Below are 22,817 nucleotides of genomic sequence, written 5' to 3' on the forward strand. Positions count from 1 at the left end.
GCTACTCCTATAGAGCCGCGAACACCTGCAACAAATGCCCAAACTCAGCTCAAGGCTTACCAATGCCGAAATCTGTTGACCGTATTCCGCCGATGCCGCGTATTCAGGCACTTGACCCGAAAAGCTCCGAACAGAGCTGGGAAAGCGCCTCGCAATTACTGGCCGCGCTCAACGGCGCGCGCCTGGGCGCCTGGTATTGGGACATCGAGCGCGGGCAGATCAGCTGGTCCCGGGGCACGCAGGCACTGTTCGGCTTCGATCCCCGGAAACCGCTGCCACATGATCTGGAATACCTCGACCTGTTGCCGCCGGAAGACCGCGCGAAAACCCTTCGCGCCTTCCATGCGGTCATCGCCGGCGCACCGCTGGAGCAGGCCATGCACCACCGCATTCGCTGGCCCGATGGCAGCCTGCACTGGCTGGAAATCAGCGGCAGCCTGTTGCCGGACAAGCACGGCAGGCCACGAATGATCGGCGTGATCCGCGAAATCACTCACCAGCGCCAGCGCGAACAGGCGCTGAGCAGTTCGGAAAAACGCTTCGCCACCCTGTTTCACCTGTGCCCGAACATGGTCCTGCTGACCCGCCAGGAAGACGGCCTGATCTCCGAAGCCAACCAGTATTTCGAAAGCCTGTTCGGCTGGCCGGTGCAAAACGCGATCGGCCGCACCACCCTCGAACTGGGGCTGTGGGTGCATCCCGAGCAACGGGCCGACCTGGTCAAGGCCACTAAAGCCAAAGGCGACCTGGTCAGCATGGAAGTGCAGTTTCGCGCCAGCAACGGCCAGATCCATGACGGCATCCTCAGTGCGCAAAAAGTCGAGCTCGAAGGCCAGCCCTATCTGCTGAGCACGTTCCTTGACACCACCGAACGCAAAGTCGCCGAACAGGCCCTCAAGGACAGCCAGGAGCGCCTCGACCTGGCCCTGGACTCGGCGCAACTCGGCACCTGGGACTGGCACATTCCCAGCGGCATGCTCTACGGATCGGCACGGGCCGCCCAACTGCACGGACTGGACGCCAAACCCTTCCACGAATCCTTCGACGAGTTCTTCGAAGGCGTGCCCGGCGAAGAACGCGACACCATGCGCGACGCCTACCGCAGCCTGCGTGAAGGCCCGGCCGGCAACTATCAATTGACCTACCGCGTGCAATTGCCCGACGGCAGCTCGCGCTACCTGGAAAGCCGCGCCCGCCTCTACCGCGATGAAAACGGCGTGCCGGTGCGCATGGCCGGCACATTGCTCGACATCACGGACCAGGTGGAGCGCGAACAACGGCTGGTGGCCTCCGAAGAGAAATTCGCCACGCTGTTCCAGGTCAGCCCCGATCCGATCTGCGTCACCCACCAGGACAGCGGCCTGTTCATTGAAATCAACTCCAGCTTCACCCAGACCTTCGGCTGGAGCACCGCCGATGTGATTGGCCGCAGCGCCGACGAAATCGGCCTGTGGGACGCCTCGGCGAAAAGCCTGCGACGGATCGAACAAGTGATCCGCGAACAAGGCCTGAACAATGTCGCCATTCTGGTCCAGCACAAGGATGGACAGGCCCTGACTTGCGTGATTTCCAGCCGCCAGATCAGCGTTGGCGACCAGCCCTGCATCGTCACCACGCTGCGCGATATCACCCAGCAACAGCGTTCGGAAGCGGCGCTCAAGGCCAGTGAAGAAAAATTCGCCAAGGCCTTCCACTCAAGCCCCGACGCCATCACCATCACCGAACGCGACACCGGGCGCTATCTGGAGGTCAATGACGGCTTCTGCCGCCTGACCGGCTACCGCGCCGAGGAAGTGGTGGGCCGCACGGTGTACCAGGTCGGGATCTGGGCGGAAGAAAAACAACGCTCGGCACTGCTGGCGGAACTGCAAATCAAGGGTCGGGTTCATCATCAGGAAATGCTCGGGCGCAACAAGCGCGGCGAACTGCTCACCGTCGAAGTCTCGGTGGAGCCGATCACCCTCAACGAAACCGCCTGCCTGCTGTTGACCGCGCGAGACGTGAGCCTGCTGAAAAACGCCGAAGCGCAGATTCGCCACCTGGCCTACCACGACCCACTGACCAACCTGCCCAATCGCGCATTGCTGATGGACCGCCTGAGCCAGCAGATCGCCCTGCTCAAGCGTCACAACCTGCGCGGCGCGCTGATGTTTCTCGACCTCGACCATTTCAAGCACATCAACGACTCCCTCGGGCACCCGGTTGGCGATACCGTGCTGAAAATCATCACCGCGCGCCTGGAAGCCAGCGTGCGCATGGAGGACACCGTTGCGCGCCTGGGCGGTGACGAATTCGTGGTGCTGCTCAGCGGTCTCGAAGGCTCGCGCAGCGAAGTCAGTGATCAGGTTCGCGAACTGGCCGACACCATCCGCGAGCTGCTGTCGGAACCTATGTTCCTCGACGGCCAGCGCCTGCAAGTGACGCCAAGCATCGGCATCGCGCTGATCCCTGATCACGGTTCGACCCCGACCGACCTGCTCAAGCGCGCCGACATCGCGCTCTATCGCGCCAAGGACTCGGGTCGCAATACCGCGCAGATGTACCACAACACCATGCAGAAAGCCGCGAGCGAACGCCTGCGCATGGAAACCGACTTGCGCCTGGCCCTGTCCCGGGGCGAGTTTCACGTGCATTACCAACCCCAGGTCGACGCCCGGGGCGACCGCATCGTCGGCGCCGAGGCCCTGGTGCGCTGGAATCATCCGGAGCTCGGCGCGCAATCGCCCACCGACTTCATCAAGGTGCTGGAAGACAGCGGACTGATTCTGGAGGTCGGCACCTGGATCCTCGACGAAGCCTGCAAGGCCTTCAAGAAATTGATCGACGACGGACTGGTGAATCCATACAAATTCAGCCTGTGCGTGAACATCAGCCCGCGCCAGTTCCGCCAGAACGATTTCGTCGAACGGGTCGAAAACAGCCTCGCCACCTACGGGCTACCCTGCACGTTGCTGAAGCTGGAAATCACCGAAGGCATCGTGATCCAGAACCTGGAAGACACCATCAACAAAATGCGCCGCCTGAAAAAACTCGGCGTGAGCTTCGCCATGGACGACTTCGGCACCGGCTATTCCTCGCTGACCTACCTCAAGCGCTTGCCGGTCGACACCCTGAAAATCGACAAGTCGTTCATCCGCGACGCCACCAGCGACCCGAACGACGCCGAGATCATTCGCGCCATCGTCGCCATGGCCCACAGCCTGGATTTGAAAGTGATTGCCGAAGGGGTGGAAACAGCGGAGCAACTGGAGTTCTTGCAGGGGTTGGATTGTCACTTCTACCAGGGGTATCTGCACAGTCAGCCGTTGCCGGTGGAGGCGTTTCAAAAACTCCTGAAGTGACGGCACACGGTCACAAAAAAGGGCGCCAATGGCGCCCTTTTCTCTTGCTCTGACTCAGTGTTGCAGAGCCGGTTTCTGCACCCCGTTGATCGGGATGCGCTTGGCTTTTGCCTCTTCCGGGATCACCCGCAGCAGGTCGATGCTCAACAGACCGTTGCTCAGGCCGGCAGCCTTGATCTCGATGTGGTCCGCCAGACGGAAGGACAGCTTGAACGCACGCTGGGCAATGCCCTGGTGCAGGAAGGTCACGCCTTCGTTGGCGTCACGTTTGCCACCACTGATGGTCAGCACACCCTTCTCGACTTGCAGCTCCAGGTCATCTTCCTGGAAACCGGCGGCGGCTACGACGATGCGATATTGATCGTCACCGTGCTTTTCCACGTTGTAAGGGGGATAGGTGCTGCCTGGCTCATTGCGCAGGGCGGTTTCGAACAGGTCGTTGAAGCGGTCGAAACCTACCGAGGAACGGAACAGTGGCGCGAGGGAAAATGCAGTACTCATGGTTCAAATCTCCTGAAAACAATCAGCAAGGTTTTTTGTCTCCGCGACCCGAATTCGGCATCGCGTACCCCTTAGATAGGGACCGCTGATTGCATTTCAAGAGAGTATTTTCTGCTTTTTTTAAAAAAAGTTTCAGGCGGCCTCAGCCACCGGCAGCCCCAACAAGCGCGAGACGTTATCCAGTTCGGTCTCACGCCGCAGGACAGTGAAGAGCTCCACCGCTTCGGGATAATTGCGGGTCAGCATCGCCAGCCATTGCTTCAGGCGCCCCGGTGATTGGCGGGGCGTCATCTGCGCCTTGGCTTGCAGCCAGAAGTCCTGGATCAGTGGCAGCAGCTCGTTCCAGGTCATCTCCACGACCTCTTCACCAGCACGGGCAGCGGCTATCTGCTTCGCCAGATCGGGGCGCGAAACCAGGCCACGACCGAGCATGATGTCTTCCACGCCGCTGATCTCGCGGCAGCGACGCCAGTCTTCGACGCTCCAGATGTCACCATTGGCGAACACCGGCACCTTGACCACGTCCTGCACGCGCGGAATCCACTCCCAGTGCGCCGGCGGCTTGTAGCCATCCACCTTGGTCCGTGCATGCACCACGATATGTTCCGCACCGCCTTCGGCCAGGGCCGTGGCGCACACCAGCGAACCGTCCGGGCTGTCGAAGCCGAGGCGCATCTTGGCGGTGACCGGAATGTGCGCGGGTACGGCGCGACGAACCTGTTCGACGATCCGGTTGAGCAGCTCGGGTTCCTTGAGCAGTACCGCGCCACCACGGGATTTGTTGACGGTCTTGGCCGGACAGCCGAAGTTCAGGTCGATCACTTCGGAACCCAGTTCGCAAGCCAGCGCGGCATTTTCTGCCAGACACACCGGATCGGAACCGAGCAGTTGCACACGCAGCGGCACGCCGGAGGCCGTCCGGGCACCGTTGAGCAGCTCCGGGCCGAATTTGTGGAAATAGGCTGGTGTCAGCAACTGGTCGTTGACCCGAATGAACTCGGTCACGCACCAGTCAATACCGCCCACGCGGGTCAGCACATCGCGCAGGATGTCGTCGACCAACCCCTCCATGGGCGCCAAAGCAATTTGCATGAAAAACACACTCGAGGAAAAACGTGCAGCAGTTTACTGGTTTCAGCAGGACTCTGCAGAACATCGCAGATCCCCCTGTAGGAGCGAGCCTGCTCGTGAAAAACCCGAGACCACCGTGGGGAGCCAGACTGGTCGCGTTATCGTTGACGACCATCGCGAGCGAGCTCGCCCCTACATTGGCTGGAGCGATAGCAACGCCGGGCCGTACCCCTCGATGAACTCCGCCGGCATGCTCGCAGCCCCCCCTGTAGGAGCGAGCCTGCTCGCGAAAAACCCGAGACCACCGTGGGGAGCCAGACTGGTCGCGTTATCGTTGACGACCATCGCGAGCGAGCTCGCTCCTACATTGGCTGGAGCGATAGCAACGCCGGGCCGTACCCCTCGATGAACTCCGCCGGCATGCTCGCAGCCCCCCTGTAGGAGCGAGCCTGCTCGCGAAAAACCCGAGACCACCGTGGGGAGCCAGACTGGTCGCGTTATCGTTGACGACCATCGCGAGCGAGCTCGCTCCTACATTGGCTGGAGCGATAGCAACGCCGGGCCGTACCCCTCGATGAACTCCGCCGGCATGCTCGCAGCCCCCCTGTAGGAGCGAGCCTGCTCGCGAAAAACCCGAGACCACCGTGGGGAGCCAGACTGGTCGCGTTATCGTTGACGACCATCGCGAGCGAGCTCGCTCCTACATTGGCTGGAGCGATAGCAACGCCGGGCAGTAACCCTCGATGAACTCCGCCGGCATGCGCTTGGGCTTGCCCGTGGACAGTTCGATGCAGACGAAAGTGGTCTGTGCCCGCAGCAACGTCGAATTATCACTGGGGCGCTTCAACTGGAAGTGACGGGTCATTTTCAGGCGCTGGTCCCAATCGACGATCCAGGTCGCCAATTGCAACTCATCGTCTTCGTAGGCTGCTGCCAGGTAATCGATCTCGTGGCGCACCACCGCCATCGCCCGATCCAGCCGCCGGTACTCGACCAGATCCAGGCCAAGGCGCTGGGAGTGGCGCCAGGCACAGCGTTCGAGCCAGGTCACGTAGACCGCGTTGTTCGCATGCCCCAACCCGTCGATGTCCTCGGCGCCCACTTGCAGATCAATGATAAATGGCGTTTCCCGATCCCAGCCCATGCCCCATTCCCCCGGTCAGATAAATTCGACCGGGGCAGTGTAACGGATGCTCAAGCGGATTGGCGCGATTGCAGACTGCGACCGGCCAGCAGTGATAACACGCCATCAATCACTCGCGGGTCGGCCAATACACGCTGATGACCACCGTCCTTCAAGCGCAACAAGCGGCTGTCGAACCACGCTTCGTGGATCAACTCCGACTCGCTGACCGGGACAAAGTTGTCATCTTCGGCGTGAACGATCAGGCCGGGCATGTCGAGCTGATAGTGCGCAACATCCAGCATGGCGGCGCGCATGCCGACATCGCTCTCCACCTGGCGAATGAACGCCGAGCGGGCCTTCGGCGGCAGCCCCACATAACGGGCGAAACCACGCAGCACGCCAAGAATCCGCGCCGGGGCGGCAATGCTGACCAGGGTTTCCGTGCGCAAGCCCAACTGCACTGCAAGCATGGCACTGGCGCCTCCCATGGAGTGGCCGATGACCGCTTGCAAGGGTGGCAACTCGGAAGCTGCTTCAAGCATGGCGCGGGCGAACAGCACCACATTCGCCTCGTTGCCAGGTGAGCGGCCGTGGGCCGGACCATCCAGGGCGACGACCGAGTAACCGGCATCGACCAGCGCGGTGATCAGGCTGGCAAATTGTGTCGGCCGACCTTCCCAGCCGTGCATCAGCATCACTGCCGGGCCTTGCCCCCAGCGCAAGGCCGAAAGACCAAACCGCAGGGTAATGCGCTCGGATCTCGCCAACAACGGCAGCTCCCAGTCACGGGGCGGCAGATTCCGCGGAGTCATGAAGGCCAGTCGCATTTTGCTAGCGACCAGTTTCGGGGCAAACCAGCCCAAGGTGCCATTAACGCCACGAACCCACTTTAACGCGCTCATCGCATTCTCCTCAGGCCGCAGCCTTCAGGTCAGCGCACTGCCGATTTGGCGGCGCGCAGCAATCGATCGGACAGCTCTCCCGGCCCCAGCGCCCGCGCCAGAGCCAGCCCACCCACCATCAAGGCCATATCGGCCAGGGCTTTTTCGGTTTCTTCAGGACTGGCCGCCAGCTGCGCGACCATCATTTCCACATGCTCATTCAGCGCGACACGAAAGGCTTCCGGCAGCCGCCCCAGTTCGCCGACAGATGCCGGGATCGGACAGGCCGATTCGGAGGAATCACGATGCTTGCGCGACAGATAAAACGCAGCCACCAGAGCGCGGCGCTCTTCGCCGGTCAACTCCGCGTCCATGTCGGCAATCAGGTCGCGACGATGACTGAGCAATTGCTTGAACGCCTCGAGCATCATCGCGTCCTTGCTTTCGAAGTGTGCGTAGAAGCCGCCGACCGTCAGGCCCGCCGCACCCATCACTTCGCCCACACTTGGCTCGGCCGGGCCACGCTGAATCAGCGCTGCGCTGGCAGCCTTGAGGATGCGTTCGCGGGTTTGAGCTTTTTTATCGTTCATCGTTGCCTCCGAATATTACGACTAGAATATTATTCTCATAATAATTTTACGCAAGTCGTGGATGTGACCGCTGGTCTGAAGAACAGTCTGGAAAGAAATGGGAGATTTGGCCAAACGCCAGACAAACAAAAGGGCCATTCAATAATTGAATGACCCTTATAAATCCCGCAAAGCGGGTAATCGTGGCGTCCCCTAGGGGACTCGAACCCCTGTTACCGCCGTGAAAGGGCGGTGTCCTAGGCCACTAGACGAAGGGGACACAAACCCTTCTATACAACTGATCAGTGCTGAGAGCTGATCGATTCAAGGCCGGTGTGGCCAGACCTTGAACTGTAAAATTGGTGGAGCTAAGCGGGATCGAACCGCTGACCTCCTGCATGCCATGCAGGCGCTCTCCCAGCTGAGCTATAGCCCCGGATTTTTCGCCTCGCGGCGGAGCGACATCTTGCAACATCGCTTCTGTAAAACTGGCGTCCCCTAGGGGACTCGAACCCCTGTTACCGCCGTGAAAGGGCGGTGTCCTAGGCCACTAGACGAAGGGGACGCAAACCCTTCTATACAACTGATCAACGCTGAGTGTTGATCGCTTCGAAGCCGGTGTGGCCAGGCTTCGAAGTGTAAATTGGTGGAGCTAGACGGGATCGAACCGTCGACCTCTTGCATGCCATGCAAGCGCTCTCCCAGCTGAGCTATAGCCCCTCATCGTTGATGTCATCGCTGAGGACGGGGCGAATCTTAAGGGCGTATCGAAAGCCTGTCAAACTTATTTTTCAAAAAATTTAAAATTTTTTGCCGACATAACAATCACTTACCGCCCTCCCCCCGAAAAATCGGGGGTCTGAGGACCACTGCGCGCCCAACGACGGGCGTACACAATGGCCATCAGTCCTGCATCAAGCGTGTCAGGCGATAGCGCCCAACAGCTTTTCCCACTCTTTGTTTTCTTTCTTCGACACGCCGCCCAACAGGTCAATGGCCTGGCGCAGACGGAAACGGGTCAGGTCCGGCCCGAGAATTTCCATCGCATCAAGCACCGACACCGAACTGGCCTGGCCCGTGATCGCGGCGAACATCAGCGGCATGGCATCACGCAGCTTCAGCTCCAGGGACTCGACCACTGCCTGAATGGTCGCGGTGATGCTGTCCTTCTCCCACTGACGCAGGCTTTCGAGCTTCCACAGGATCAACTGCATCAGCTGGCGGACCTGGTCGCCCGACAGCTTCTTGGATTCGAACAACTTCGCATCCGGGTTCACGCCACCGGCAAAGAAGAACCCGGCCAGCGGTGCCACCTGGCTGAAGGTTTCGACCCGGCCCTGCACGTGCGGCGCGATCTTCATCATGTAGTCGGAATTGAACGCCCACTTCTGCACGCGTGCGGCGAACTCTTCCACCGGCAGGTCACGCAGCCACTGACCGTTGAGCCACGACAGTTTCTCGATGTCGAAGATCGGCCCGCCAAGGGACACGCGCTTCAGATCGAAGTTGTCGACCATTTCCTGCAACGAAAACTTCTCGCGCTCGTCCGGCATCGACCAGCCCATGCGCCCCAGGTAGTTGAGCATCGCCTCGGGCATGAAGCCCATGCGCTCGTAGAACGTCACCGAGGTCGGGTTCTTGCGCTTGGACAGCTTGCTCTTGTCCGGGTTACGCAGCAGCGGCATGTAGCACAGTTCCGGCTGTTCCCAACCGAAGTACTCGTAAAGCAGGATCAGCTTCGGTGCCGATGGCAGCCACTCTTCGCCGCGCAATACGTGGGTGATGCCCATCAGGTGATCGTCGACCACGTTGGCCAGGAAGTACGTCGGCAGGCCGTCGGTCTTCATCAGGACTTGCATGTCCATGCGGTCCCACGGGATTTCAACGTCGCCGCGTAGCATGTCCGGCACCACGCAAACGCCTTCGCTCGGTACTTTCATACGGATGACGTGCGGCTCGCCAGCCGCCAGGCGACGGGCGACTTCTTCCTTGGACAACAGCAGCGCGCGGCCGTCGTAACGCGGGGTTTCACCGCGAGCCATCTGCTCGGCGCGCATCTGGTCCAGCTCTTCGGCGGTGCAGAAGCACGGGAAGGCGTGTCCCATGTCGACCAGTTGCTGGCAGTACTTCTGGTAAATGTCGCCGCGCTCGCTTTGACGATACGGACCGTGCGGGCCGCCGACGTCCGGGCCTTCGCTCCAGTCGATCCCCAGCCAGCGCAAGGCGTCGAAAATCTGCTGTTCGGACTCGCGGGTCGAACGCAGCTGGTCGGTGTCTTCGATCCGCAGGATGAACTCACCGCCGTGCTGCTTGGCAAAGCAGTAGTTGAACAAGGCGATGTAGGCGGTACCTACGTGGGGATCCCCGGTAGGCGATGGCGCGATGCGAGTGCGGACGGTGGTCATGGCATGTCTCGAAAAGATAAAAAGCGAAGTTCAAAGCGAACGTCAAACAAGAGGCGAATGGTAACAGGCGACACAGGCCAGGCTCCAGCGAACAGGGCATTTAAGCCAAGGTTGCGTCTGTAACGCCCGTATGGCGCGGTGAATGGCCGAATATCAGCCGATGGCATTTACCGCTTATCGGCTGTATGCCAGATTTGCCTGCTGATAACTTCTCTTACAATTTCTCGACTACAGTTTGCCCATGCCTGCCCAACTCAAGCGTCGCCTCTTCACCTTCCTGCTGATTGTCCTGTTGATTGGCGGGGGCCTGTTTGCCCACTGGTTCTTCAAGGGGCGCTTTTATGAAAGCACCGACAACGCTTATGTCCAGGGCGAGATCACCCGTGTGTCGAGCCAATTGGGCGCGCGCATCGATCGGGTGCTGGTGCAGGACAACCAGCATGTCGAGAAAGGCCAGTTGCTGATCAAACTCGAAGGCGACGACTTCCGACTCGCTGTCAACCGTGCCAACGCGACCCTCGCCACCCGCGAGGCCGAACGCCTGCAAGCCCAGAGCAAACTGACCCAGCAGGCCAGCCTGATTGCCGCCAGCGAAGCGCAAGTTGAGTCCAGCCAGGCCAGCCTGGGTCGCTCGCAGATCGACCTCACCCGCGCCGAGACCTTGCGTAAACCCGGTTATGTCTCGGAAGAACGGGTGACCACCCTCTCCGCCGACAACCACATTGCCCGTTCGCAACTGGCCAAGGCCCAGGCGGACGCGCAAAGCCAGCGTCAGCAGGTCAACGCACTGACCGCCGAAATCAAACGCCTCGACGCGCAGATCGCCAACGCCAGGACCGACCTCGCCCAGGCTGAACTGAACCTGACCCGCAGCGAAATCCACGCGCCCATCAGCGGCCTGATCGGCCAGCGTGCAGCCCGCGAAGGCCAATTCGTGCAGGCCGGCGCCTACCTGCTGTCGATCGTGCCGGACGAAGACATCTGGATTCAGGCCAACTTCAAGGAAACCCAGATCGGCCACATGCAGCCCGGGCAGAAAGCCGAGCTGACCTTCGACGCCTACAGCGACACCCCGATAGAAGCCCGGGTCGACAGCCTGTTCGCCGCCTCGGGCGCGCAGTTCAGCCTGTTGCCGCCGGACAATGCCACCGGCAACTTCACCAAAGTCGTACAACGGATTCCGGTAAAACTGACCTTCGCCGCCGATAACCCGCTGCGCGGCAAGATCCGCCCGGGCATGTCGGTGACCGCCAAGGTGAACATCAAGGACGCCCCTGACGACGTCACCACCAAAGTGAGCAGCAAAGACGCCCCTGACGATGGCCGGTGATCAACTGATCCGCCCGGCCGGCGAACCGACCCGGCGCGACTGGATTGCGGTGATGAGCGTGATGCTCGGCGCCTTCATGGCGGTGCTGGACATCCAGATCACCAACTCCTCGCTCAAGGATATCCAGGGCGCGCTGTCGGCAACCCTGGAAGAAGGCTCGTGGATCTCCACCTCGTACCTGGTAGCGGAAATCATCATGATCCCGCTCACCGCCTGGCTGGTGCAGCTGCTGTCGGCGCGGCGCCTGGCGGTTTGGGTATCCCTCGGGTTTCTCGCGGCATCCCTGCTCTGCTCCATGGCCTGGAGCCTGGAAAGCATGATCGTGTTCCGCGCCCTGCAAGGGTTTACCGGTGGCGCGCTGATTCCACTGGCGTTCACCCTGACCCTGATCAAGCTCCCGGAACACCACCGCGCCAAAGGCATGGCCATGTTCGCCATGACGGCCACCTTCGCCCCCTCCATAGGTCCGACCCTCGGCGGCTGGCTGACGGAGAACTGGGGCTGGGAATACATCTTCTACATCAACATCCCGCCCGGCCTGATCATGATCGCCGGCCTGATGTACGGCCTGGAGAAGAAACAAGCGCACTGGGAGTTGCTGAAAAGCACCGACTACGCCGGCATTCTCACCCTAGGCGTCGGGCTCGGCTGCCTGCAGGTGTTTCTGGAGGAAGGCCATCGCAAGGACTGGCTGGAGTCGAACCTGATCATGACCCTGGGCAGCATCGCGCTGGTCAGCCTGATCACCTTTGTGATCGTACAGTTTTCCAAACCCAATCCGCTGATCAACCTCGGCATCCTCGGCAACCGCAACTTCGGCTTGTCCAGTATTTCCAGCGTCGGGATGGGGGTCGGGCTGTACGGCTCGATCTACCTGTTGCCGCTGTACCTGGCGCAGATCCAGAACTACAACGCCCTGCAGATCGGCGAAGTGATCATGTGGATGGGCGTGCCGCAGCTGTTTCTGATTCCGCTGGTGCCCAAGCTGATGAAATTTGTCTCGCCGAAATGGCTGTGCACCCTGGGCTTCGGGCTGTTCGGGTTGGCGAGTTTCTCTTCAGGCGTGCTGAACCCGGACTTTGCCGGGCCACAGTTCAATCAGATCCAGATCATCCGCGCCCTGGGGCAGCCACTGATCATGGTGACCATCTCGCTGATCGCCACCTCCTACATCCTGCCCCAGGATGCGGGATCGGCGTCGAGCCTGTTCAACATCCTGCGCAACCTCGGCGGGGCCATCGGCATCGCCCTGCTCGCCACGCTGCTGGATGCGCGGACCAAGGTCTACTTTGACTACCTGCGTGAATCCATCGTGCCGAGCAATCCGCAGGTGGCTGAACGCCTGGCATCGTTGACCAACACGCTGGGCAATGAAACCGCAGCACTGGGCAAGCTCAGCGAGATAGCGCATCAACAGGCGTCGATCATGGCCTATAACGATGCGTTTCATTTTGTCGGGATTGCGCTGGGGATCAGCATGGTGGCGGTGTTGCTGACCAAAAAACTGCCGGCTGGCCTCAAGGCTGGCGAAGCGCACTAGTCAGTCTTTCTTGTAGCGCCCTGACTGGCCTCTTCGCGAGCAAGTCGGATCGCCGCACCGCCGCTCCCACAGTTTTTGTGAACGCCACAGAACCTTGTGGGAGCGGGCTTGCTCGCGAAGAGGCCCGCACACTCACCACAAATCTCAGACTGTAATCAACCGCTCCCGCAACTTGCCAATCTCATCGCGCATTTGCGCTGCCGCTTCAAACTCCAGATCACGCGCCAACGCATACATCTTCTCTTCCAGGGCCTTGATACGCTTGGCAATCTCGCCCGGTGTGCGCAATTCGGCTTCGTATTTGGCATTTTCCTCGGCCGCCTTGGCCATGCCCTTGCGCTTCTTGCTGCGCGAGCCAGGCACGGTGGCGCCTTCCATGATGTCGGCAACGTCCTTGAACACGCCTTTTGGCGTGATGCCGTTAGCCAGGTTGAAGGCGATCTGCTTGTCGCGGCGACGCTCGGTTTCGCCGATCGCGCGCTCCATGGAACCGGTAATCCGGTCGGCATACAGAATCGCCCGGCCATTGAGGTTACGTGCCGCGCGCCCGATGGTCTGGATCAGCGAGCGCTCGGAACGCAGGAAGCCTTCCTTGTCGGCATCGAGGATCGCTACCAGCGAGACTTCCGGCATGTCCAGACCTTCGCGCAGCAGGTTGATGCCCACCAACACATCGAAAGTGCCGAGGCGCAGGTCGCGGATGATCTCTACGCGCTCCACGGTGTCGATGTCCGAGTGCAGGTAGCGCACGCGCACGCCGTGGTCGGCCAGGTAATCGGTCAAATCCTCGGCCATGCGCTTGGTCAGCGTGGTGACCAGCACTCGCTCTTCCAGAGCGACGCGCTTGGTGATTTCCGACAGCAAGTCGTCGACCTGGGTCAATGCCGGGCGGATCTCTATTTGCGGGTCCACCAGCCCGGTCGGACGCACCACCATGTCAATGACGCGCCCGGCGTGTTCGGCTTCATAGTTGCCGGGGGTCGCCGAGACGAAAATCGTCTGCGGGCTGATGCTTTCCCACTCATCGAAACGCATCGGCCGGTTGTCCAGGGCCGAGGGCAGGCGGAAACCGTACTCGACCAGCGTCTCTTTTCGCGAACGGTCGCCCTTGTACATGGCGCCAACCTGCGGAACGCTGACATGGGACTCGTCGATCACCAGCAAGGCATCCGGCGGCAGGTAGTCATAAAGCGTCGGCGGCGGCGCGCCGGCTTCGCGACCGGACAGATAACGCGAGTAGTTTTCGATGCCGTTGCAGTAACCCAGTTCGAGGATCATCTCCAGATCGAAACGGGTGCGCTGCTCCAGGCGCTGGGCTTCCACCAGCTTGTTGTTGGAACGCAGGTATTCCAGGCGCTCCTGCAACTCGACCTTGATGCCTTCGACCGCGCCCATCAGGGTTTCCCGTGGCGTCACGTAGTGGCTCTTCGGGTAGAAGGTAAAGCGCGGCAGCTTGCGAATGACTTCGCCGGTCAGCGGATCGAATGCCGACAGGCTTTCCACCTCATCGTCGAAGAGCTCGATGCGGATCGCTTCAAAATCGGATTCCGCCGGATGGATATCGATCACATCGCCACGCACGCGAAAGGTCGCACGGGCAAAGTCCATGTCGTTGCGGGTGTATTGCAGGTCGGCCAGGCGTCGCAGCAATTCACGCTGATCGAGCCGGTCGCCGCGATCCACGTGCAGCACCATCTTCAAATAGGTTTCCGGGCTGCCCAGACCGTAGATGCAGGACACCGTGGTGACGATGATCGCGTCCTTGCGCTCAAGCAATGCCTTGGTCGCCGACAAACGCATCTGTTCGATGTGGTCGTTGATCGAGGCGTCCTTCTCGATGAAGGTGTCCGAGGACGGCACGTAGGCTTCAGGCTGGTAGTAGTCGTAGTAGGAAACGAAATATTCCACCGCGTTGTTCGGGAAGAACGCCTTGAACTCGCCGTACAACTGCGCCGCCAGGGTCTTGTTCGGCGCCAGCACCAGGGTCGGGCGCTGCACCTGGGCGATCACGTTGGCGATGCTGAACGTCTTGCCCGAGCCGGTCACACCGAGCAGCGTCTGGTGCGCCAGCCCGGCCTCGATGCCCTCGACCATCAGGCGGATGGCTTCCGGCTGATCGCCGGCAGGCTCGAAACGGGTGACTAGCTGGAATTCAGACATTAAATACCTCTGGATCACTCTTGCCGGCCAAACCGGCATGAACGAGAAAGACCGCAAACGACCGATGTCGCCCGAGGAAAAAACTGGATTGTGCTCAATGTGGAGCCGATTGCCAGCGCTTTCAAGGCAAACGTCCTACATCGCGCAAAACCTTTGCCGACGCCATTCGACTAACGGTCGCAAAATAATCGGAAAAACTTACCTTAAAAGCCGAATCGCCTGTCGCCATTGATCGCGGATGGCCTCTATACTAGCTCCCCGTTTGTGCACCGCTCTAGTGCATTCGGCTGGAGCGCGACACGTCCCTCCACTTTCCATTCAGAGCCGCCGCAATAATGAGCCTGTTCTCCGCTGTCGAAATGGCACCACGCGATCCAATCCTGGGCCTCAACGAAGCATTCAACGCCGATACCCGCACCAACAAAGTCAACCTGGGGGTCGGTGTTTACTGCAACGAGGAGGGGCGAATTCCACTCCTGCGCGCCGTTGTCGAAGCCGAAACCATTCGTGCCGCTCAACACGTTTCCCGTGGCTACTTGCCAATCGACGGCATCGCCGCCTACGACCAGGCTGTGCAGAAATTGCTGTTCGGCAAAGATTCGCCGCTGATCGCCGCCGGCCGTGTGATCACCACCCAGGCCGTTGGCGGTACTGGCGCCCTGAAAATCGGTGCTGACTTCCTCAAGCAACTACTGCCGAACGCCGTTGTGGCGATCAGCGACCCGAGCTGGGAAAACCACCGCGCCCTGTTCGAAACCGCCGGTTTCCCGGTGCAGAACTACCGTTACTACGACGCTGCCACCCACGACGTGAACCGTGCCGGCATGCTGGAAGACCTCAACGCGCTGCCAAACGGCTCGATCATTGTGCTGCACGCCTGCTGCCACAACCCGACCGGCGTGGACCTGAGCCCGGCGGACTGGAAAAACGTGCTGGACGTGGTTAAAGCCAAAGGCCACGTGCCATTCCTCGACATGGCGTATCAAGGTTTCGGCGATGGCATCGACGAAGACGCCGCGGCCGTGCGCCTGTTTGCCGAGTCGGGCCTGACTTTCTTCGCTTCCAGCTCGTTCTCCAAGTCGTTCTCGCTGTACGGCGAGCGCGTGGGTGCCCTGTCGATCGTCAGCGAATCGAAAGAAGAAAGCGCGCGCGTGCTGTCGCAAGTCAAACGCGTGATCCGCACCAACTACTCCAACCCGCCGACCCACGGTGCCAGCGTTGTCGCTGCGGTGCTGAACAGTCCGGAACTGCGCGCCCAGTGGGAAGCCGAACTGGCCGAAATGCGCCTGCGCATTCGTGGCATGCGTACCCAGATGGTCGACCTGCTGGCACAAAAAGCGCCGCAGCGCGATTTCAGCTTCGTCGGTCGTCAGTGCGGCATGTTCTCCTACTCGGGTCTGTCCGTTGAGCAAGTGCACCGCCTGCGCAATGAGTTCGGCATCTACGCCCTGGACACCGGCCGCATCTGCGTGGCCGCACTGAACCAGAGCAACATCAAGGTTGTGACGGACGCGATTGTCCAAGTCATTTGATGACACCTTGAAATGAAAAACGGGAAGCCATGTGACTTCCCGTTTTTTATTTGTCACAGATAATTCTCAATGCAACGACCCAGCCCTCTAAACTCCACACAAGTCAAATGTGGGAGCGGGCTTGCTCGCGAAGACGGCAGCACATTCAATACTTGTACAACCTGACCCACCGCTTTCGCGAGCAAGCCCGCTCCCACAGGATTTATGTACCAAGCATTCCCGAGAACCCACATGAAAAACGATGACCTGCGCGCCGACCGCGATGACCTGGATGACCTGGATCACTTCATCCCCCGCGCCCCGACAAAACGTGGCAACAACCTGGTAATGCAAGTCGCTGCAGGTGTATTCCTCGGCGGCCTGGCCCTGTGGCTGGTGCAATTGGGTGCCACGGCGCTCTACGCCAAACTGATGCTTGGCACGATTACCTTCGGCGGTTAAGCCAGTTCGGTCGCACGCTGGCTGGCAGCGTCGTCGTAGGCGACATACAGCAATTCCGCGACCTGGCTCTTGATCGCTTTAGTGCTTTCCAGGCCCAGGACAAAACCTTCCGCCTTGCCACCCGCGCGGTTCAATGCTTCAGCGGTGCCGGCCTGAGTGATGGCGTCGAACAACTTTTCGGCGTGAGGGCCGACACCTTTGGGCAGGCTGATCTGAGAGATGCTCATGGGTACACCCCATGGTGTAGAGGTGTGAGGGTCAAATGATTCATGGCGCGTACCTTTTCGGCGAATGGCCGGCAGCGCGTGTCACCACTTCCGGGCGGCCATGGTAGACCTCTGGGGCGATCCTGGTAACCGCCAATCGCCGCCAAACCACCGTCCGTCCCGATGATTCACTCAAATTGTTATTCGATGCTTGACTTCTCTTTTTGAATCAGTAAGATACGCGCCATTCCGCGATAGCTCAGTTGGTAGAGCAAGTGACTGTTAATCACTGGGTCCCTGGTTCGAGTCCAGGTCGTGGAGCCAGACAGCAACATCGAAGAGCCCCTGAATCGAAAGATCCAGGGGCTTTTTTGTGGCCGATTGAAAAGCCAACTCCTGAAAAGCAAAAAGCCGATCTGTCTATTCAACAGATCGGCCCTTTTCAGTTGCCGTGAACGTCAGACGTGTTCACTGCTTTTGACGTGCACCGCCCGTGGTTCTGCCACGCCGTGTTCCGAATCCAGCACCGGAATCTCCTTGCCGTCGCAATCGTGCAGTTTACCGTCGCTGAAATAGTCCCCTTCACGCAACGCCGCCAGATCCTGATAACGCAGCACCCGCTCGGTACCGGCCGCAAAGACCGATTGCTGGTCGGAGTTACCGGCAGTGAGATGGTTGAAGGTCAGGTTCAGCACGATGGCCATGATCGCCGAAGAGCTGATGCCCGAATGGAAAATGGTCGCGAACCAGCTTGGGAAGTGATCGTAGAAGTTCGGCGCCGCGATCGGGATCATGCCGAAGCCGATGGAGGTGGCGACAATGATCAGATTGACGTTGTTGCGGTAGTCGACCTTGGACAGGGTCCGAATGCCGCTGGCCGCAACGGTGCCAAACAGCACGATGCCGGCGCCACCCAGTACGGAGGTCGGCACGGCGGCGATGACCCGGCCCATGAATGGCAGCAGGCCGAGGATCACCAGGAACAGACCGCCGGTTGCCACCACATAGCGGCTCTTGATGCCGGTGACCGCCACCAGCCCGACGTTCTGGGCAAAGGCGCTTTGGGTGAAGGAACCGAAAATCGGCGCGAACATGCTCGACAGCATGTCGGCGCGCAGACCGTTGCCCAGGCGCTTGGAGTCAACCTTGGTGCCGATGATCTCACCGACGGCAAGGATATCCGCCGAAGTCTCCACCAGCGTCACCATCACCACGATGCACATCGACAGGATCGCAGCGAAGTGGAAGGTCGGCATACCGAAGTGGAACGGCGTCGGGAAGCCGAACATCGGGCCTTGGGTCACGGATGAGAAATCCGCCATGCCGAGGAACACCGCGATGATCGTGCCGATGACCATGGCCAGCAGAATCGACAGACGGGAGATGGTCGCACTGCCGATTTTGCTCAGCAGCAGCACCAGCACCAGTGTCACCGCCGCCAGGCCGATATTCGCCATGCTGCCGAAGTCCGGTGCGTGACTGTTGCCGCCCATGGCCCAGCGCGCGGCTACCGGCATCAGCGTCAGGCCGATGGTGGTAATCACGATGCCGGTCACCAGCGGCGGGAAGAACCTGGTGATGCGCGAGAACACCGGGGTTATCAGCAACCCGATCAGGGACGCCGCTATGACCGCGCCCAGCACCGACTGAAACCCGCCCTCCCCGCCGCTGCTGACAATCGCCACCATGGTCGCGACGCCAGAGAAGGACACGCCCTGCACCAGCGGCAACTGACAACCAAAAAACGGTAAACCCAGGGTTTGCAGCAGCGTTGCCAGCCCCCCCGCAAACAATGAAGCAGCAATCAACAAACCGATGTCCGCCGGCGAGAGCCCGGCCGCCTGGCCGATGATCAATGGCACCGCGACGATACCGCCATACATGGTCAGAACATGTTGCAGGCCATAAGCCATATTCGCGCCGATCCCAAGATTTTCGTCCTCGGGCCGTTGGTGTGAAACATGGGGCGTTTTCATGGTAGGGGGTTCCCTGGTTTTTGTTATGCGCACACTGTATGCAATAGTCAGGACAAATGTCTATAGAGTTGTATACAACTTATCAGTCACGAAATGGATACCTGTCCATTTCCCCTGGTTGCCACAAGCGCAGCCCCCGCCTGAAACCTTGAAACACATCCCTTCCCGGGCAACCCCTGTTGCTGACTAGTCTTTTCGGCTCCTGGCGCTCATCAGCAAAGCCACCTCTTTCACATACATATAAAGTATGCATAATGAAGTCATTCGAGATTCAGTTCCACAAGGCAAAGAACGCAGCCAACAAACTCAAGCACCAAGGCATCAGCCTCGCAGAGACCGAACCGGTATTCCATGACGAACGAGCGCTGACCCTCGAGGACAACCACCATGATGAACAACGCTGGATCACCATGGGGCTGGATGCCAAAGGCCGTTTGCTGGTCGTCGCGTACACCTGGCGCGATCCGAATTTCGTTCGAATCATTTCCGCGCGCATCGCCACCAAAAGCGAACGCCGTCAGTACCTGGAGGCATGACCGATGAAAGACCAATACGATTTCAGTAACGCCAAACGCGGGGCCGTGGCGCCCGCCAAAGGCAAGACCCGCATTACCATCATGCTCGATGACGCCGTCATCGAAGCCGCCCGGGCACTGGCAGAAAACGAGGGGTACGGCTACCAGACGGCGATCAACAATACGTTGCGCCGAGCCCTGCTCAACGAAGCCAAGCCTGCACAGCTAAAACCAACAATCACCCCTGCCGAACTCAAGGGCCTGGAGCAGAAACTGGCAGAGGCCTTGAGTGAAATTCAGCGGGTGATGGAGCCGGGAGTTCGGCCCTGAAACGTAAAGGGCTGATCGATCGGATCAGCCCTTGGCGATGTGACGTATTCGATCGGCCTACTATTGCGGCGCTGCGATCAAGCGTTCCAGGGTCCGCACCAACTGCGCCTGTTCCGGTACGCGAATGCCGAACTCGCTGTCCAGCAAGCCAATCAATTCCTGCACATCCCTCACCTCTCGCCGCTCGCTGTCATGGCCAATCCGGTGAATCGCGAAGCTGCCGTTATTGAGCGTACGGCGCCACCCCTCCCCGGTGCGCGCCACCATCAGTTGTTTGGCGAAAGTCGACTCAGGGTGGGTCGAGACGTACCAGTTGCCCACGGCAAAATCGATGTCTTCCTGGCGTTGCAGGTCGAAGATGTACATCGCTCGCCATTCACCCGCAACATTGGCGCGCAGGGTAAAGCCGTCGACGTGCAGGTCGATGCGATACGGCTCGTGAGGAGTGAGTTGTTCGGCGCGGGAATCGAGCAACAGTGGCGCGGTCGGCACCATGCCACCGAAGCCGACGTCGGTGATGTAGCGTACGTCGTCGATGATGACCAGGCTCAGGCGATGGGTCCGGGCAGTCCAGGCCCCCTCCGGCTGGCCCATCACCACCCGGCCACTGATGGCACGGGCGTCGAAACCCAACGATTGAAGCAAGGCCAGGAACAGATTGTTGAGTTCGTAGCAGTAGCCGCCACGACCATCGTGCAAGACCTTCTGTTCGATGGACGGCAAGTCGATCAGCACCGGTTCGCCGGATAATGTGGTGAGGTTTTCAAACGGAAAAGCGCCGGTATGGCGCAGTTGCAGTTGGCGCAAGGTGTCCAGGGTCGGTGCCGGGGGCGCATCGAAGCCCAGGCGTTGCAGATACAAAGCACGGTCAGTCAGGCGTGGCTCGCTCATCGTTCAATCCTTTTGCACGCAAGCGGCGGATTGCTCCGCCAGTGGCCGCTATGTATACGGGATCAGGCACTGCCGCCGACAATTGATTTAGCCAATCACCCGGCATGAAAAACTCAACGCGGCTTGTGCGAATCCAACTGCGCCCCCTTCGCACCAACATCAGGTAACGACTCATCCCAGGAGACGACCATGATGAACATCAGAATGACTTCGCTGCTCTTGGCGGGATTGTTGTCGGCAACGCCCCTGGCTGCGTTTGCGGCGTCCGGCGATGGCGCTGGCACGACCAACACGACATCGGGCGCAACCCGCAACTCAACCATGCTGCCAGACAACAAAAGGCCCAGCGCCCCTTCGGGCGACTACAGCCGCGGTCAAGGCTCCAGCTCGTCAATCGGCACCACCGGCGTCAATGGTCCGGGCAGTGGCGCGGGCGGTGGCACCGGCGCCCCCGGCGGCGGAACCGGTGGCGCCGGTGGCGGGACGGGCAGCTGGACAGGCAAAAGCAGCCAATGACAGGCAGTCGTTGGCTGCTTCTTGTCGTCTGCGGTCTACATCGGCTGGACCGCCGGCGGGTTCCATTTGCCATTCAGCGCCTCGGCTTTCGGGCCGTACAAGCGCATGGTCAGGTTGAACGGCCCCTTGGGCGCCGGCAGCCAGTTGGCCTCAAGATCCTTGCCGGGGCTTTCGTTCTGGAAATAGAGGTCCAGCGAGCCATCGGCGTTGCCCTTGAACGGCATCCAGCTACTGACCGCAAAACGATTGAGTGAATTGGCGATCTGGAAGCCTTCCGGGTCATACAGGGTGATCGACCAGAAGGCGTTCACCGGCGGCGTCTCACCCTTGTTGAAATGCAGCACGTATTTGTTTGCTCCGTCGAGCGGCTTGCCGTTGCTGTCGCCGATGTTCAACGGATAAATCGCATCCTCGGGCAGGTTGGCACCGAGTCCCACCTGCGTAACGATGGCGCGCTTGAGGTAGTAGTTGCCATAGACGCCCATGGTGTCGGTGTTCATCGACCAGCCATTGACCTCCCGCGCCAGGGTCGGCACTTTCCAGGTCATCAGCGCCTGCGCATCCTGGGGCACCGTTTGTAGCGCGGCCTGGATTTGCGGATCCAGCGCGTCCATGTCGAACGGCTTGCCAGCTTCGATTCCAAGACGCTTGATCTGCGACAGCATGGGCTGGTCGGTGCTGTGCGGCGGGTTCACCTTCAGCAGGTCGGCAGCGTAGGTGAAGTAGTTGGCAGCCGACATGGAGTCGACCTGAATCTTCGGCGGCGTCTTCATGTCCACCGCCGGGTCGATTTTCACGGTGACGGCTTCAGGCTCCTTACCCAACCGGGACAACGGCGTCACCGTGTAGCCAGCCTGGATCTTGTGCACCGCCGCGTAATCCGCCGCACCGTCCGTCTTGGTACGGCCGATGACCCAGACAAACGGGGTTGGCGCCGGCAGGTGATTCATCCCGGCGGGCACGGTGCCGGACCACCCCGGCGGCGTCACCAGGAATTGCCCGGCCTCGGTGCCCGTGGTGCGCCAGCCCGGCGAAGCGAACACATCCGTCCACATATCGAGCATCGGCAACAGGTAGAAACGCCCTTCGGTATCCGGCGCGGCGATCACCAGCGGTTCGTTGGTCAAGTCCAGCCAGGCAATCGAATACAGTGTGTCGAAGTTAGAGCGCACCACCCCTTTGAATTCGGCAGGCGGGTACTGCGGCACACTCACAAACATGTTCATCGGGCCTTTGCCGAACTCCTTGCCCGGCTCGATGTTGGTGAATTGCTTGCGGGTAATGTCCATGCTCAACAGCGGGTAAAAATAGATGTAGGCATCCACGCCGATCGCATGAGCTTCTTCGGCGGTGATTTTCGATTGCGCGTGGCTGGCCAGCGGGAAAATGGCAGCCGCTGCGACGGTCAAAGCAACAGCTGTCAATGTTTGAGGTATCAACATGTTGGCGATCGTCCGTACGAAGGGGAGTCTGCCGGATTCGACAG

General features: G+C 60.2%; 19 protein-coding genes and 5 tRNA genes. 9 read left to right on the forward strand and 15 right to left on the reverse strand.

Annotated features, from left to right (window positions below; translation table 11 throughout):
• Positions 1-62 precede the first annotated feature (62 nt).
• Positions 63-3,341, forward strand: a complete 3,279-nt coding sequence (locus ACEN8Q_RS13370; protein ID WP_413428421.1) for a PAS domain S-box protein — start codon at positions 63-65, stop codon at positions 3,339-3,341.
• Between the two features lie 54 nt (positions 3,342-3,395).
• On the opposite strand, the gene ACEN8Q_RS13375 is transcribed toward ACEN8Q_RS13370, so the two are convergent.
• The 10 genes from ACEN8Q_RS13375 to gltX all read right to left on the reverse strand — a co-directional run bounded on the left by ACEN8Q_RS13375 (position 3,396) and on the right by gltX (position 9,894).
• Complete coding sequence (locus ACEN8Q_RS13375; protein ID WP_102701161.1) at positions 3,396-3,842, reverse strand: Hsp20 family protein; 447 nt, start codon at positions 3,840-3,842, stop codon at positions 3,396-3,398.
• A 132-nt stretch (positions 3,843-3,974) separates the two neighbouring features.
• A complete protein-coding gene (locus ACEN8Q_RS13380) occupies positions 3,975-4,934 on the reverse strand; it encodes a tRNA dihydrouridine synthase (RefSeq protein WP_413705322.1) in 960 nt (319 codons plus the stop codon).
• A gap of 679 nt (positions 4,935-5,613) precedes the next feature.
• Entirely contained in the window at positions 5,614-6,057 is a 444-nt protein-coding gene (locus ACEN8Q_RS13385) for an acyl-CoA thioesterase (protein ID WP_413705323.1), read from the reverse strand.
• A 50-nt stretch (positions 6,058-6,107) separates the two neighbouring features.
• The gene (locus ACEN8Q_RS13390) at positions 6,108-6,941 is read right to left on the reverse strand and encodes an alpha/beta fold hydrolase (RefSeq protein WP_413705324.1); all 834 of its coding nucleotides are present in this window, start codon (positions 6,939-6,941) and stop codon (positions 6,108-6,110) included.
• Positions 6,942-6,970: 29 nt separating this feature from the next.
• Positions 6,971-7,510, reverse strand: coding sequence for a TetR/AcrR family transcriptional regulator (locus tag ACEN8Q_RS13395; protein ID WP_007986938.1), 540 nt, complete (start codon positions 7,508-7,510; stop codon positions 6,971-6,973).
• Between the two features lie 183 nt (positions 7,511-7,693).
• Positions 7,694-7,769 (reverse strand) — tRNA-Glu (locus ACEN8Q_RS13400).
• An 80-nt stretch (positions 7,770-7,849) separates the two neighbouring features.
• Positions 7,850-7,925 (reverse strand) — tRNA-Ala (locus ACEN8Q_RS13405).
• Positions 7,926-7,978: 53 nt separating this feature from the next.
• Positions 7,979-8,054: transfer RNA gene (locus ACEN8Q_RS13410), tRNA-Glu, on the reverse strand.
• A 79-nt stretch (positions 8,055-8,133) separates the two neighbouring features.
• Positions 8,134-8,209, reverse strand: a tRNA-Ala gene (locus ACEN8Q_RS13415).
• Positions 8,210-8,412: 203 nt separating this feature from the next.
• A complete protein-coding gene (gene gltX, locus ACEN8Q_RS13420; protein WP_413705325.1) occupies positions 8,413-9,894 on the reverse strand; it encodes a glutamate--tRNA ligase in 1,482 nt (493 codons plus the stop codon).
• Between the two features lie 241 nt (positions 9,895-10,135).
• On the opposite strand from gltX, the gene ACEN8Q_RS13425 reads away from it, so the two are divergent.
• Positions 10,136-11,224, forward strand: coding sequence for an HlyD family secretion protein (locus ACEN8Q_RS13425; protein ID WP_413421546.1), 1,089 nt, complete (start codon positions 10,136-10,138; stop codon positions 11,222-11,224).
• 49 nt (positions 11,225-11,273) lie between these two features.
• Entirely contained in the window at positions 11,274-12,764 is a 1,491-nt protein-coding gene (locus ACEN8Q_RS13430) for an MDR family MFS transporter (protein ID WP_413705498.1), read from the forward strand.
• Between the two features lie 144 nt (positions 12,765-12,908).
• Here the strand turns inward: ACEN8Q_RS13430 and uvrB are convergent, their stop codons facing one another.
• Positions 12,909-14,924: an excinuclease ABC subunit UvrB gene (gene uvrB, locus ACEN8Q_RS13435; protein ID WP_111282160.1), complete on the reverse strand. Its 2,016-nt coding sequence runs from the start codon at positions 14,922-14,924 to the stop codon at positions 12,909-12,911.
• Between the two features lie 335 nt (positions 14,925-15,259).
• Here uvrB and ACEN8Q_RS13440 point away from each other — a divergent pair, with 335 nt between their 5' ends.
• On the forward strand, positions 15,260-16,456 hold the full coding sequence (locus tag ACEN8Q_RS13440) for an amino acid aminotransferase (RefSeq protein WP_413421543.1): 1,197 nt from the start codon (positions 15,260-15,262) through the stop codon (positions 16,454-16,456).
• A 231-nt stretch (positions 16,457-16,687) separates the two neighbouring features.
• The gene (locus tag ACEN8Q_RS13445) at positions 16,688-16,897 is read left to right on the forward strand and encodes a hypothetical protein (RefSeq protein WP_046038165.1); all 210 of its coding nucleotides are present in this window, start codon (positions 16,688-16,690) and stop codon (positions 16,895-16,897) included.
• Here the strand turns inward: ACEN8Q_RS13445 and ACEN8Q_RS13450 are convergent.
• Entirely contained in the window at positions 16,894-17,124 is a 231-nt protein-coding gene (locus tag ACEN8Q_RS13450; protein ID WP_102675334.1) for a hypothetical protein, read from the reverse strand. The genes ACEN8Q_RS13445 and ACEN8Q_RS13450 overlap by 4 nt on opposite strands.
• 227 nt (positions 17,125-17,351) lie before the next feature.
• On the opposite strand from ACEN8Q_RS13450, the gene ACEN8Q_RS13455 reads away from it, so the two are divergent.
• Positions 17,352-17,427, forward strand: a tRNA-Asn gene (locus ACEN8Q_RS13455).
• Positions 17,428-17,561: 134 nt separating this feature from the next.
• Here ACEN8Q_RS13455 and ACEN8Q_RS13460 read toward each other — a convergent pair.
• Positions 17,562-19,079 (reverse strand): nucleobase:cation symporter-2 family protein, encoded by a 1,518-nt coding sequence (locus ACEN8Q_RS13460; RefSeq protein ID WP_413421540.1) that lies wholly within the window; start codon positions 19,077-19,079, stop codon positions 17,562-17,564.
• A gap of 254 nt (positions 19,080-19,333) precedes the next feature.
• On the opposite strand from ACEN8Q_RS13460, the gene ACEN8Q_RS13465 reads away from it, so the two are divergent.
• Together ACEN8Q_RS13465 and ACEN8Q_RS13470 are read left to right on the forward strand one after the other, a co-directional pair.
• Complete coding sequence (locus tag ACEN8Q_RS13465) at positions 19,334-19,615, forward strand: BrnT family toxin (protein ID WP_413421538.1); 282 nt, start codon at positions 19,334-19,336, stop codon at positions 19,613-19,615.
• A gap of 3 nt (positions 19,616-19,618) precedes the next feature.
• Complete coding sequence (locus ACEN8Q_RS13470) at positions 19,619-19,924, forward strand: BrnA antitoxin family protein (protein ID WP_413421536.1); 306 nt, start codon at positions 19,619-19,621, stop codon at positions 19,922-19,924.
• Between the two features lie 60 nt (positions 19,925-19,984).
• On the opposite strand, the gene ACEN8Q_RS13475 is transcribed toward ACEN8Q_RS13470, so the two are convergent.
• Positions 19,985-20,815, reverse strand: a complete 831-nt coding sequence (locus ACEN8Q_RS13475) for an arylamine N-acetyltransferase family protein (RefSeq protein ID WP_413421534.1) — start codon at positions 20,813-20,815, stop codon at positions 19,985-19,987.
• A gap of 189 nt (positions 20,816-21,004) precedes the next feature.
• Here ACEN8Q_RS13475 and ACEN8Q_RS13480 point away from each other — a divergent pair, with 189 nt between their 5' ends.
• Complete coding sequence (locus ACEN8Q_RS13480) at positions 21,005-21,331, forward strand: hypothetical protein (RefSeq protein WP_413421532.1); 327 nt, start codon at positions 21,005-21,007, stop codon at positions 21,329-21,331.
• Between the two features lie 35 nt (positions 21,332-21,366).
• Here ACEN8Q_RS13480 and ACEN8Q_RS13485 read toward each other — a convergent pair whose 3' ends face one another.
• Positions 21,367-22,773, reverse strand: a complete 1,407-nt coding sequence (locus ACEN8Q_RS13485; protein WP_413421530.1) for a DUF1254 domain-containing protein — start codon at positions 22,771-22,773, stop codon at positions 21,367-21,369.
• Positions 22,774-22,817: the final 44 nt, after the last annotated feature.

The organism is Pseudomonas sp. Pseusp16 (assembly GCF_047324915.1).
Lineage (GTDB): Bacteria > Pseudomonadota > Gammaproteobacteria > Pseudomonadales > Pseudomonadaceae > Aquipseudomonas > Aquipseudomonas fluorescens_CD.

What these genes read in the sequence shown, in the direction of transcription:
- ACEN8Q_RS13470 (WP_413421536.1), top strand. Translation starts at nt 19,619, where the DNA reads ATGAAAGACCAATACGATTTCAGTAACGCCAAACGCGGGGCCGTGGCG.
- ACEN8Q_RS13385 (WP_413705323.1), bottom strand. Translation starts at nt 6,057, where the DNA reads ATGGGCTGGGATCGGGAAACGCCATTTATCATTGATCTGCAAGTGGGC.
- ACEN8Q_RS13475 (WP_413421534.1), bottom strand. Translation starts at nt 20,815, where the DNA reads ATGAGCGAGCCACGCCTGACTGACCGTGCTTTGTATCTGCAACGCCTG.
- ACEN8Q_RS13440 (WP_413421543.1), top strand. Translation starts at nt 15,260, where the DNA reads ATGAGCCTGTTCTCCGCTGTCGAAATGGCACCACGCGATCCAATCCTG.
- ACEN8Q_RS13390 (WP_413705324.1), bottom strand. Translation starts at nt 6,941, where the DNA reads ATGAGCGCGTTAAAGTGGGTTCGTGGCGTTAATGGCACCTTGGGCTGG.
- ACEN8Q_RS13395 (WP_007986938.1), bottom strand. Translation starts at nt 7,510, where the DNA reads ATGAACGATAAAAAAGCTCAAACCCGCGAACGCATCCTCAAGGCTGCC.
- ACEN8Q_RS13450 (WP_102675334.1), bottom strand. Translation starts at nt 17,124, where the DNA reads ATGAGCATCTCTCAGATCAGCCTGCCCAAAGGTGTCGGCCCTCACGCC.
- ACEN8Q_RS13425 (WP_413421546.1), top strand. Translation starts at nt 10,136, where the DNA reads ATGCCTGCCCAACTCAAGCGTCGCCTCTTCACCTTCCTGCTGATTGTC.
- uvrB (WP_111282160.1), bottom strand. Translation starts at nt 14,924, where the DNA reads ATGTCTGAATTCCAGCTAGTCACCCGTTTCGAGCCTGCCGGCGATCAG.
- ACEN8Q_RS13445 (WP_046038165.1), top strand. Translation starts at nt 16,688, where the DNA reads ATGAAAAACGATGACCTGCGCGCCGACCGCGATGACCTGGATGACCTG.
- ACEN8Q_RS13465 (WP_413421538.1), top strand. Translation starts at nt 19,334, where the DNA reads ATGAAGTCATTCGAGATTCAGTTCCACAAGGCAAAGAACGCAGCCAAC.
- ACEN8Q_RS13485 (WP_413421530.1), bottom strand. Translation starts at nt 22,773, where the DNA reads ATGTTGATACCTCAAACATTGACAGCTGTTGCTTTGACCGTCGCAGCG.
- ACEN8Q_RS13375 (WP_102701161.1), bottom strand. Translation starts at nt 3,842, where the DNA reads ATGAGTACTGCATTTTCCCTCGCGCCACTGTTCCGTTCCTCGGTAGGT.
- ACEN8Q_RS13460 (WP_413421540.1), bottom strand. Translation starts at nt 19,079, where the DNA reads ATGAAAACGCCCCATGTTTCACACCAACGGCCCGAGGACGAAAATCTT.
- gltX (WP_413705325.1), bottom strand. Translation starts at nt 9,894, where the DNA reads ATGACCACCGTCCGCACTCGCATCGCGCCATCGCCTACCGGGGATCCC.
- ACEN8Q_RS13480 (WP_413421532.1), top strand. Translation starts at nt 21,005, where the DNA reads ATGATGAACATCAGAATGACTTCGCTGCTCTTGGCGGGATTGTTGTCG.
- ACEN8Q_RS13380 (WP_413705322.1), bottom strand. Translation starts at nt 4,934, where the DNA reads ATGCAAATTGCTTTGGCGCCCATGGAGGGGTTGGTCGACGACATCCTG.
- ACEN8Q_RS13370 (WP_413428421.1), top strand. Translation starts at nt 63, where the DNA reads ATGCCGAAATCTGTTGACCGTATTCCGCCGATGCCGCGTATTCAGGCA.